The sequence below is a fragment of the Lentzea terrae genome, from assembly GCF_003265345.1.
Classification (GTDB): domain Bacteria; phylum Actinomycetota; class Actinomycetes; order Mycobacteriales; family Pseudonocardiaceae; genus Lentzea; species Lentzea terrae.
On record NZ_QFWW01000021.1, the window covers coordinates 1 to 10,728 of the forward strand.

Annotated in this window: 11 protein-coding genes; 6 read left to right on the forward strand and 5 right to left on the reverse strand. The window is 66.5% G+C overall.

What is annotated here, in order from left to right:
* Positions 1–71: 71 nt before the first annotated feature.
* The 3 genes from DI276_RS25510 to DI276_RS25520 form a co-directional block, all read right to left on the reverse strand.
* Positions 72–509: an NfeD family protein gene (locus DI276_RS25510; RefSeq protein ID WP_112267744.1), complete on the reverse strand. Its 438-nt coding sequence runs from the start codon at positions 507–509 to the stop codon at positions 72–74.
* 131 nt (positions 510–640) lie between these two features.
* Positions 641–1,786, reverse strand: a complete 1,146-nt coding sequence (locus tag DI276_RS25515) for a PucR family transcriptional regulator (protein WP_157984925.1) — start codon at positions 1,784–1,786, stop codon at positions 641–643.
* A 32-nt stretch (positions 1,787–1,818) separates the two neighbouring features.
* A complete protein-coding gene (locus tag DI276_RS25520) occupies positions 1,819–2,871 on the reverse strand; it encodes a YbaB/EbfC family nucleoid-associated protein (protein ID WP_157984926.1) in 1,053 nt (350 codons plus the stop codon).
* Between the two features lie 465 nt (positions 2,872–3,336).
* Between DI276_RS25520 and DI276_RS25530 the strand changes: the two genes are divergently transcribed.
* Positions 3,337–4,698, forward strand: coding sequence for a TrkH family potassium uptake protein (locus tag DI276_RS25530; protein WP_456298522.1), 1,362 nt, complete (start codon positions 3,337–3,339; stop codon positions 4,696–4,698).
* Positions 4,685–5,350 carry a potassium channel family protein gene (locus DI276_RS25535; protein WP_232836939.1) on the forward strand — a complete coding sequence of 222 codons (666 nt, stop codon included), beginning with the start codon at positions 4,685–4,687 and terminating at the stop codon, positions 5,348–5,350. The genes DI276_RS25530 and DI276_RS25535 overlap by 14 nt, the downstream gene beginning before the upstream one ends.
* On the opposite strand, the gene DI276_RS25540 is transcribed toward DI276_RS25535, so the two are convergent.
* Positions 5,343–5,774, reverse strand: a complete 432-nt coding sequence (locus tag DI276_RS25540) for a hypothetical protein (RefSeq protein WP_157984927.1) — start codon at positions 5,772–5,774, stop codon at positions 5,343–5,345. The two genes, DI276_RS25535 and DI276_RS25540, sit on opposite strands and share 8 nt — an antisense overlap.
* 511 nt (positions 5,775–6,285) lie before the next feature.
* On the opposite strand from DI276_RS25540, the gene DI276_RS25545 reads away from it, so the two are divergent.
* The gene (locus DI276_RS25545) at positions 6,286–6,474 is read left to right on the forward strand and encodes a hypothetical protein (protein WP_112267756.1); all 189 of its coding nucleotides are present in this window, start codon (positions 6,286–6,288) and stop codon (positions 6,472–6,474) included.
* Positions 6,475–6,636: 162 nt separating this feature from the next.
* Positions 6,637–8,145, forward strand: a complete 1,509-nt coding sequence (locus DI276_RS25550) for a vanadium-dependent haloperoxidase (RefSeq protein ID WP_157984928.1) — start codon at positions 6,637–6,639, stop codon at positions 8,143–8,145.
* Between the two features lie 184 nt (positions 8,146–8,329).
* Here the strand turns inward: DI276_RS25550 and DI276_RS52325 are convergent, their stop codons facing one another.
* Positions 8,330–8,545, reverse strand: a complete 216-nt coding sequence (locus DI276_RS52325; RefSeq protein ID WP_232836905.1) for a hypothetical protein — start codon at positions 8,543–8,545, stop codon at positions 8,330–8,332.
* Positions 8,546–8,688: 143 nt separating this feature from the next.
* Here DI276_RS52325 and DI276_RS52330 point away from each other — a divergent pair, with 143 nt between their 5' ends.
* Both DI276_RS52330 and DI276_RS25560 read left to right on the forward strand, forming a co-directional pair.
* Complete coding sequence (locus DI276_RS52330) at positions 8,689–8,880, forward strand: hypothetical protein (RefSeq protein ID WP_232836906.1); 192 nt, start codon at positions 8,689–8,691, stop codon at positions 8,878–8,880.
* Between the two features lie 447 nt (positions 8,881–9,327).
* The gene (locus DI276_RS25560; RefSeq protein WP_112267760.1) at positions 9,328–10,641 is read left to right on the forward strand and encodes a serine hydrolase domain-containing protein; all 1,314 of its coding nucleotides are present in this window, start codon (positions 9,328–9,330) and stop codon (positions 10,639–10,641) included.
* Positions 10,642–10,728: the final 87 nt, after the last annotated feature.

Consider the following 10,728-nt stretch of genomic DNA (forward strand, 5'->3'; position numbering starts at 1 on the left):
TGGGCACTGCTGCGCGATGGCCGGGAGTTCCATCGCTCACCACAGCTCACGGCCCAAGTCGCTTGACACGATCATTGAAACTCCCGTGGGTAGACGACGGCGATGCTGCCGTCGATGTGGAGTACGTCGACTGTGCTTCCGGCGGGGATGACGAGGGACTCGTCGTACGGGCGAGCCGTCCAGTCCTCGCTGCGGATGCGCACCAGACCGTCGTGCCCGTTCACCTCACGCAGCACGTAGCCGGACGCGCCGATCAACGCGTCGACGCCGAACCGTTCGAGCCGCGGCTGCAGCATCATTCGCCGCGCCCACGGCCTGACCAGCAGAACACCCGCGGCCGACACAACGCTGAACACCACGAGCTGGCCGGGAACCGGCAGGCCGACCGCCGCCGCACCAGCCGTGACGAACCCCGCGACCGCGAGCATGCCGAGTGCCGCTGTCAGCGAGAAGATCTCGGCGATGGCCAGCACGAGCGCGATGATCAGCCAGATGAGCCAGGGATCCATGGTGCGACCCTCCTCCGGTGGAGGTACGCCTCAACGTGTGACGTCTCTACACCATCGTCGATCCGATCTCGTCCGGCGGGAAGGCACCCGCCCGGCCAGTTGGGCGGGCGTTGTCTGCCGGAGTCCGGCAATCACGGCGCTGATTTCCGCTGAGGCCAGGCGAGCAGGCGTGCACCGAGCACCGCCACCTGAAGCGTGAACGCCTGGGCGGGATCGTCGGCGCGGTAGCCGGTCAGTTCCCGGACACGATCGAGGCGGTAGGTGACCGTGCGAACGCCGACACCGAGGGCCTTGGCGGTGGCGGTGGTGACGCGCCCGGAAGCGAAGTAGACGCCCAAGGTCTCCACCAGGCGTTCAGCTCCTCCACGGGCCCCGCGCAACGGCTCGAGAACCGCGGTGACGAGTTCGCCGAGCGCCGCGCTGTCCCGCAGAAGCACTTGATAGACCAGGAGATCCGCGGCTTTGACGAACCGTTCGCCCAGATCGAGCCGGTCGGCCAGGTCCAGAGCGTTGCGCGCTTGCTCGAAGGAACGGGCCGCACCACCGGGACCCGACTGCGGCTGACCGACGCCGACCCTCCACCTGGCGTTCCGCCCGACGACCTCGCCGACCTGCCGGGCGAACTCCTCAGGTGCACCACCGAGATCGTGCGGGACCACGCACACCAGGAGGCCCTCGCGGGCGGCGACGAGCACGTGGCGGGAGCTGAACCGCAGACTCATCGCGGCCTGGACGTTCGTCGTCGCCGTCCCCGACGTCACGAACGGCTCGGGCGCCCAGGCCGCCGCGACCACGTTCTGGCCGGCGAGCCGCAGTCCGTACCGTTCAGCGCGTTCCGCGAGCTGGCCGACATCGCGTCCGGCCAAAAGGTCGTCGATGAACTCGCGGCGCAGCGACTCCTCGGTGCGCATCGTCCAGCGCTGGGTCTCCTCGTTCCCCTTGGTCAGCTCGCTGACTGCGTCCTCCGCGGCGCGGAACACGGCTTCACCGACCTTCTTGACGGCCTCGGCGTTGTCCGCTGATTCAACGCCGGGCAAGGTCGTCCACGACCGCCAAGTCCGGGTCAGATGCTGCTCGATCAGCTGGCTCAGCGGCACACCGTGCTCGGCTGCCTCGGCACCCGCGTTGCGCAGCTGGTGCCGTTCATTGGTGGCGAGGGTTCTCTCCGTGACGCTGATCTCTCTCAGTGCCTGGAGGAACACCTGCAGATCCGCGGGCACTGCGGCCTGTGCTCGTCGCTTCGAGCGCCTGGTCTTGCCACCTCCGCTGCGTTGCACTGGTGACCACCATCCTTTGTGGAGGCTCGATTTCAGGCGGCGAGTTTCTCGGACGCGGAACCGGCGTATCGCTGCACCATGAGGTCTTGGACTTCGTTGCGCGCCACTCGTCGCGCTCGACTGAAGCACTCCATGAGTTCCGCCGAGATGCGCTGGGGATTCTTACCGCGGATTCCGTCGGTCAGCTCGATGCCGGTGGCGACACCATCCGCGTCCACCGTCACCGAGACGGACTCGTCGGCGGTGGATGCGGTGCCGCGTGCGGTCGCGAGCAGGTGCAGCATCTCGTGGTAGAGCTCGCGTTCCCGTTCGATCGCGGTCTCGACCCGCTGCTCCCACGACGTCTTTCGCAGGCGCAGCAACTCGCACAACACGGCCGCATCCTGCGTGGGGACGGTCCAGCGACCCGAAGAGGTGTGCAGCACCAGAGCAAGAGCATCATCGCTGCTGCTGCTCTTCGTGGTGACCGACACGTCACGAAGGTTGCGGAAGGACACTCCCGCGTCGAGCCAGCTGCCGGACACGCGGATCGTCCAGTCGACCCGATCGGTCCCGATCGCGATGCGGGACAGACGACCGCGGAACACGAGCCGCAGCGGGGTGGCACCCAGCTCGGGCACCGGTGAGGCGAGCAGCGCACGATGTGCCCTCCGCGAGAGCGACCACGCCGAGCCCGCGCTCAGCACGCCGACGGCGAGCAACGCCTTCACCACCACGGCGGTCCCGGTCGCGGACCGCACCGCGATGCCGAAGCCGGGAACCACACCGAGCACCAGCTGGCTGCCGGTCATCAGCACCGTCGCGGGAAACCAGGACGCGGGATCGGTCAGTCCGTCGCGGCGCAACCACACCACGAGCGCGATGACGGACAGGAAGGCCGCGAGAACCGGAATCGCCGACCACCACGGCATCGCGGAGACATCAAGGCGGGGGAGCAGCGCGAAGGTCAAGCAGACCAACCCGATCAACGCGGGCAACCCCGCCATCGAGAGCAGGACGAGCGTTCTCGCCCGGTGCCAGCGGGCTGCCAGCGCGATGGCCACCTGCGGACTGTCGATCATCGGAATCATGCGCGGAACGAACACCACGACACACCTCACCCCAAGAGACCCAGCGGCATGAACGCCTTGCAAGACAAGAGAAAGAAGAGCAACTCGGTATCCGAGTGCCCACCAGGCAGGACGAACGCGCGGATCAGCGTTCGGGCGGGTGTCCCGTCTTGCCGGACCGGGGAGAGGAGAACGCGAAGGACGATCGCAGCCGGGGCATGGCACCTCAAGTCGCGTAGCCGCCGCCACCGTGTTGTGACGAGCGGGCCGACCAGGCTTCCCGGCGCTCCACCCATCAAGATGCCGTAAAAACACGTCGGAGGCAAACCCCAGGTGACGTGGATGCTCAGGTTGAGCTGGCAACCGACGCGCAAAGACGGCGTAAAGATTGCGTCGGAGCTGGGTCTGTCCAGGTATTGATGAGACGTGGCGCGCTGAGGAGCCGCGCGTCATCGCTCGGTCTCGCCGGGTGCGTCCTGGACCCCTGCGTGGTGGAGCTTGGTGACGTCGCTGTCGAAACCAGCGTTCCTGAGGCGACGGTTGGTGCCGAGCCTGCGGCATCCCGCGCGAGTCGTGGTGCTGGCGTTCGCCGTGGCGACACTGATCGGTACGGCGCTGCTGATGCTGCCGATGGCGACGGAGTCCGGTGCCGGCACCGATCCGGTCGCGGCGCTGTTCACCGCGGTGTCGGCGATCTGCGTGACGGGACTCGTCGTGGTGGACACCCCGACGCACTGGTCGACCTTCGGCGAGGTGGTGGTGCTCGCCCTGATCCAGGTCGGCGGCTTCGGCATCATGACGCTCGCCTCGCTGCTGACCTTGCTGGTCTCGCGCCGCCTCGGCCTGCGGATGCAGCTCACGGCCCAGGCGGAGACCAAGACCCTCGGGCTCGGTGACGTCCGCACCGTGATCGGTGGCGTGATCGTGGTGAGCTTGGTCGTCGAGGCGGTGACGGCGGTCTTTCTGGGGCTGCGGTTCCTGATCGGGTACGGAGAATCCCCGGCGCGGGCCGCCTACCTGGGGATCTTCCACGCGGTGTCGGCGTTCAACAACGCCGGGTTCGCGCTGTACACCGACAGCATGGTCGGGTTCGCAGCGGATCCGTGGATCTGCCTGCCCATCCTGTTCGCCGTCATCGTCGGAGGACTCGGCTTTCCGGTCATCTTCGAGCTCGTGCGCAGGCGCAACCGGAAGAGGTGGTCTCTGCACACGCGGATCACGGTTCCGGTCTACTTCGGATTGCTGGCGCTCGGCACGCTCGCGGTCCTGGTGCTCGAGTGGGGCAACACCCTCGGCAAGCTCGACGTGCACCACAAACTGCTGGCAGGCGTCTTCCACGGCGTCATGCCCCGCACCGCGGGCTTCAACAGCCTCAACGTCGGTGCCATGCAACCGTCCACACTGCTCATCAACGACGTGCTGATGTTCATCGGCGGCGGCAGCGCCGGCACGGCGGGCGGTATCAAGGTGACCACTTTCGCCCTGCTCGGCTTCGTCATCCTCGCCGAGATCCGCGGCGAGCCGACAGTGCACGTGATGAACCGGCGGCTCACCGACCAGGTGCAGCGCCAAGCGCTGACCGTGGCCCTGCTCGGCGTCGGAGCCGTGATGGCCGGCACGATCACGCTGCTGTCGATCAGCCCGTTCCCCCTCGACGACCTGCTGTTCGAGACGACGTCAGCATTCGGCACCGTCGGCATGTCCACCGGCATCACCGCCCAGCTGCCCGCCGCCGGTCAGCTCGTCCTGATCGCGTTGATGTTCATCGGCAGACTCGGACCGATCACTCTCGCGTCCGCGCTCGCCCTGCGCGACCGCGCTCGGCGCTACGAACTCCCCGAGGAGCGACCTGTTGTCGGATAAGCAAACCTCACGGGTGGTCGTGGTGGGCCTGGGCCGCTTCGGCAGCTCACTGGCGCTCGAACTCACCGCCCGCGGAACCGAGGTCCTCGGCATCGACTCCAACCCCAAGATCGTCCAGCAGCACGCGCAGGAACTCACCCACGCCGTCGTCGCCGACACCACCGACCCGGAGGTGATGAGACAGCTCGGCGTCGACCAGTTCCAGCGAGCCGTCGTCGGCATCGGAACCGACCTCGAAGCCAGCATCCTCACCACCGCCCTGCTGGTGGACTTCGACATCCCCCACATCTGGGCCAAGGCCGTCAGCCGTCAGCACGGTCGCATCCTGCAACGCATGGGCGCGCACCACGTGGTGCTGCCCGAGCACGAGATGGGCGAGCGCGTCGCCCACCTCGTAACCGGCAGAATGCTCGACTTCATCGAGTTCGAGGACGACTACGCGATGGTCAAGACCCGCGCCCCGGCAGAGGCCGTCGGTATGCCGCTGGACCAGAGCCGTCTGCGGTCCAAGTACGGAGTGACAGTGGTCGGAGTGAAGCGACCGGGCGAAGGCTTCTCCTACGCCACCGCAGACACCGTGATCAACCGAGGCGACGTGCTGATCCTGGCCGGCCGGACCTCCGAGGTCGAACGCGTGGCCGACCTCACCTGACATCGGTAGAACAACCCCACCGGAGCAGGATGTGGCGGCGGAGCATGCTGCGGTAGTTGTCGATGGTGCGTGTGTCGAGGTCGAGCGCGGCGAACCAGATGGTGACCAATTCGGCGAGGGTCGTCTTGCCCCGGGCGGGGCCGAGCCAGGTGTTGCGGCGTTGGTCGCTCTCGATGTCGTTGGCGTGGTTCTCGGCGGCCAGCTTGGTAGCGAAGCCGGGATGGACGCGGTGCGTCCGTCGCCGGTGTAGTAGCGGACGCGCCAGGAGTTCTTGCCGATCTGCTCTGTCCAGGCCATGTCGATCTCCGCGGTGGATGGGGTGGTGACATGTGTCTGGTGTGCGCCTCCTGTGGTCGAGACGCAACTTGATCTGTGCCTGTGTCATATCCACGTACGGCTGCCGTTCCCATGCGAGCCACGGCACTTGGCATTCGCTGTGTGACGCTGGGTCCTAAACGGACAATTGGCGGGATTTACTCCATTCGGACTCTATGGTGTGTGGTTGGCGTTAGCTAGCGTTCCAGCGGGTACGCCGGGTAACTCTGCGATCATCGGAGGGTGATCGCTCGGCGGGGCTGGGGGGTCATACTGATGTTGCGTGCTGTGGAGCCGCTTCATAGATCGTTGGTCTCGATCGTCTTTGTCGCTCAATCGTCATCAGGGCGTTTTGGCGGCCATTGCCGGTTGTCCGAGACCGGCTGACTCATCCCGTTCGGTCCGGCCGATCATGGAAGCTCCATCAGCCACCGCGCTTGCACAATTTCGGCCGTGATGGAGTCTGCTGCGTTCCTCGAATCGGTGATCAACGAGTTCCTGGCCGACGTCTACGACGGCTAGGAGAGTTACCTCGGACAGATCTCCACAGATCACCGGCGAAGCTCGGCGAGCATTGGGACAGGACCGGGCGTGGGGAAAGACCACAGCGGGAGTCCGCGTTGGACAAGTACAACAGTGCTCTGAAGATCTGCGGCGCGCGCAAGATCTTCAAGGGCGATCCGACCTATCTCGCGGCCAAGTCCCTGATCGACCTGCGGCACTGGCTGACCCACTACAAACCGGCCTTCATCACGTCGATGCATGGACGGTTGGTTTCCCGACAATGCACTGAGCGCCGACTGCACTAAATGGGCTTCAGCGACCGCCGCCGAGTTCGTCGACCTCTTGTCGATCGGCTCGGGCTCTCTGCATTGCTCTACCAACAAGATGGCCAAGTCCATAATCCACGAGGTAGTAGTCGCACAGGGATGGTCGGTGCGACAACTACAGGGACACGGGGAGGTTCCACAATGCTGTCTTTCATCAAACGCCGCTCGTTACGCCGGTTCGGAGTGCTTGCCGCCACTGCGGTCACGCTAGCGGGGACGCTACAGGCTGTCGCGCCGCCCGGCGCGGCGCTCGCGGCCGCGCCGTCTGATCACGTCGTCTTCTGGAATGACGTGCTGTTGCAGGCATACCGGGACGCTGGCGGGGCGCCCGGCCCGTTGGCTCGCGCCGGGGCAATGATGCACGTCGCGATGTACGACGCGGCAAATTCGATCCTGTGCGCGCGGCGGGAGGCCGACTGCCTCGGCCAGCCGTACGTCATCAAGGTGGCCGGCGGCGGCGACTTCGACACCGCACTCGACTACGCCGCGCACGACACACTGAAGGCTCTCTTCGGGGACAAGTTCGGCGCCAAGCTGACGGAGGCCCAGAGCGGTACCCCGGCGTCGCCGCAGCAGGCAGCCGGCCAGTCGGTCGGCAAGCAGGCTGCCCAGGCCATCGTGCAGAACCGGACGAACGACGGCTCCGCGAACCAGACGCCCTACACGTTCCAGCCCACGCCGGGCGCATTCCAGCGGACCGTCCAGGGGCAGGAGCCGGCAACGCCGAACTGGGGTGCCGTCCGGCCGTTCACGATGACCAGCGGATCCCAGTTCCGGCCCCCGCTGCCCGGCGGCGCCACCACCTACCAGCAACTGCTCACCAGCTCGATCTACACCGAGCAGTTCAACGAGGTGAAGAGCCTCGGCGAGCGGACCTCGACGATCCGGACGCCGGACCAGACGGACGCCGCCTTCTTCTGGGCCAACGATCTGGACGGCACGTACAAGCCGCCGGGCCAGATCTTCGCACACACCCAGCTCGTCGCCCGCGACCAGCACGTGCCGGTCGAGTCGAAGGTCAAGCTGTTCGCCCAGGTCGCGCTCGCCATGGCCGACGCGTCGATTCTCGCCTGGGACCGCAAGTACCTCGGCACGATCGACCTGTGGCGGCCCGAGACCGCGATCCAGGCGCAGAACGACGGCAACCCGGACACCATGCAGGATCCGGCGTGGAAGCCGCTCTCCCAGGACCGCAACGGCGTTTCCTTCTCGCCGAACTTCCCCGCCTACGTGTCGGGCCACGCCACGTTCGCATACACCTGGGCGGCCGTCATGCGGCACTGGTTCGGCCGAGACGACATCGCGTACACCGGCACCACCGAGGACCCGCACAAGATCAGCACGGAGCGGCATTTCGACAGCTTCACTGACGCCGCCGACGAGAACGCGCACAGCCGCCTCTGGCTCGGGGTGCACTGGCACTTCGACGCCGACTCCGTGCTGAACCCTGGCACCGAGCTCGGTGACTGGTCGGTGGACCACTCGCTGCTCTACAACACCTCCGACACCGAGCTGCTGTACCTGCACCGCGACGGCGTCACCGACCCGGAGGAGTGTGACAACACGGGCCGGCAAATCTCAAACGAGCACCGCTGGGAGTTCTGGCGCTGCGACATCGACGGCCAGTCGTTCGACCTGTACGTCCACTGACCGCACCACACCGATTGGCAGGCCATCCGTTTCGGGTGACCTGCCAATCGGCGACGTGATGCCCACGGCAAGCTGTGCGCGGGTGCGTGCCACGCCCTGGTGATGGGTGTGAAACTCCCAGTGCGTCCCAGGTGCGGGTAGCGCGTTCTTCATGCACGTGACGAACGGTGCTCCGACGTGGTTCTTACTGAACAGAGCTATTGGTGACTGCCAGGGGATGCTCTTCGTTCGTGAGCGAGGCGAGTGCGGTGGCGACTTCTTCGATGGTCGCTCGGACGTAGGTGGTTGTGGTGGCGGCGTCGCTCTTGCCGAAGTGTCCGGCGAAAGCACGTGCGACGGCGTAGCCGAAGTGCCGCTCGACCCATGTCAGCGTGGTGTAGCGGATCCAGTGGGTGCTCACCTGCTGCGTTGCGACCCACGGCAGATGCTTGTCGAGCCGTTGCCAGAGACAGTCGTATCGGCGCCTGGTGATCGGGTCGCCGTTGCGGTAGCGCAGAAGTTGCTCGTTACCGCGGCGCCGCGCTCTTCGCCGACAACGAGGAGGTGTTTCATCATCGACGGCGAGACAGGCTGCCAGCGCACTGTTCCGCCTTTCTCGAAGAGCCGGACGAGGCACTGGTCGGGGTCGAGGCACCGGTCGCGCCCACCGACCTGCTGGACGGCACCGAGATCGTCGTGGCAGGGCCGGTCGCGCTGGGGGAGCGGGACGTGCGCGTGTTCCGATCTCGTGGTTGACGTCGTCGAGCCAGTCGCCGTTGACACTCGGGAAGCGGCCGTGCGATGTGGGCGAGTCGGCTGATCTTGCCCAGCTGGCACCGTCCGCAACGGCGTCGCGGGATCATCAGACCGGACGACGAACGTCGCCCCGAGTTGCCCGGCCGGGCCGCGAAAGTCTCATGTGGACAGTTCGGCCGGGATCTCGCGCCGTGAGAGATCGTCGGCGATTGGACGGCGGAGACTGCGGTATCCGGCGGTACTCGTCGGTGTGGCGGAGTCGTAAAGTCAGGGTGTTGCCCAGGACCCCGGTAGCGCAAACAGCGCACCGGGGTTCTTTGTGCACCAAGTGGATCCCCGGTTGTCCCTCCACGAGCAAACGCGTCCGCATCGGCTGATCGTGCGCGGGTGCCATTGATCATTTCGTGCCAGGCAAGCCAGCCGAAGGATCGGGGAGGGTTCACAGCGATGCCTGACACCGGAACCGCGCGGCTCGGGGAAGTGCTCGCCGATCTAGCGCGACGACACGGTGTTCCGGCTGCCCAGCTCGCCGTCCTGATGGACGGCCGGGCGGTCGATGTCACCGCTGGTGACGTCGACCCGGACGCCAAGTTCCCGGTGGGGTCGATCACCAAGGCCTTCACGGCATCGTTGGCGATGCTCCTGGTCGCCGATGGTGACCTCGATCTGGACGACCGGATCGGTACGTTCCTCCCCGAACTGGGAACCGAACCGGACAGCCTCGGTCATCGGCTGACTGCGCGGCAGATTCTCAGCCATACCAGTGGGTTGCCGTCGAGCCTGGGTGAGCAGTCCGACGCGGCCTCCTCTCCGCGCAGGTATCTGCGCGACTGCCGTGAGCTCACGCTCGTCCAACCCCCTGGCTCGGGGTTCAGCTATTCCAATGTGGCATATGTGTTCATCGGCCGCATCGTCGAAGAGATCACCGGGATGAGCTGGTGGGATGCGGTCGAGGCACTCCTGCTCAAGCCGCTCGGCATAGTGCCGTCGTTCCTCGTGCGGCCGGATCCGCGCAGTCCGCCCTACTCCTTCGTTTCCGGGCACGCGGTGAACGAGGTGACCGGCAGAGCCATGGCGGTCGCCCAGACGATGCGAGTGGTCGAAGCACCTTGCGGCGCGCTCGCGTTGAGCGCCAAGGACCTGGTGACGTTCGGGCGCGTGCATCTGGCCGGCCGCACCGGCTCCGCGCCGCTGGCCTCGCGCACGGTTCAGGACATGCGGCGTCCTGTCCCCGGATCCGAACCGTTCGGGCTCGCCGACGGCTGGGGGCTGGGCTTGGCGGTCTACCACGACGCTGATGGCGACTGGGCCGGTCACGACGGCAACTCCGACGGCACGTCATGCCGTCTTCGAATCGATCCGGCGCACGACCGAGTGGTCGCGCTGACGACGAATGCGAACACCGGCTCGGCGTTGTGGGACGAGCTGGTCGATCAGTTGCGGGCCATGGACATTCCGGTGGGCGACTACACCGTGCCCGAGCTGCGCGAGCAGATCCCGTTTCCCCGCAACCTGTTCGGCAGTTACGCGAACGGTGACATGGAATATGTGGTCGGCGGGCTGGATGGTGCCGCGGCCACCCTCGTGGTCAACGGAGAGAAGTACCAGGAGTTGATGCTGCACGAGGACTGGCTCTTCTCGGTACGGGAGCCGGTCTCCGGCCGCCGGATCCTCGGCGGCCGCTTCCTGGGGGATTCGCCGGCGGGACAGGTGAGCGGGATCCAGAGCGGTGGTCGTGTCGCCGGCCGCCGAAAACCCTGACGCACCAGGTCTTCGTCCTGTGTTCCCCGGTGTCTCTCGTGACGGGCACCGGTCGCTCGATCGCGCCCGGAAGGTTCGAGATCCGCC

Excerpts from the sequence above, each read along its gene's own strand:
- DI276_RS25510 (WP_112267744.1), bottom strand. The coding sequence starts at position 509 with ATGGATCCCTGGCTCATCTGGCTGATCATCGCGCTCGTGCTGGCCATC.
- DI276_RS25560 (WP_112267760.1), top strand. The coding sequence starts at position 9,328 with ATGCCTGACACCGGAACCGCGCGGCTCGGGGAAGTGCTCGCCGATCTA.
- DI276_RS25550 (WP_157984928.1), top strand. The coding sequence starts at position 6,637 with ATGCTGTCTTTCATCAAACGCCGCTCGTTACGCCGGTTCGGAGTGCTT.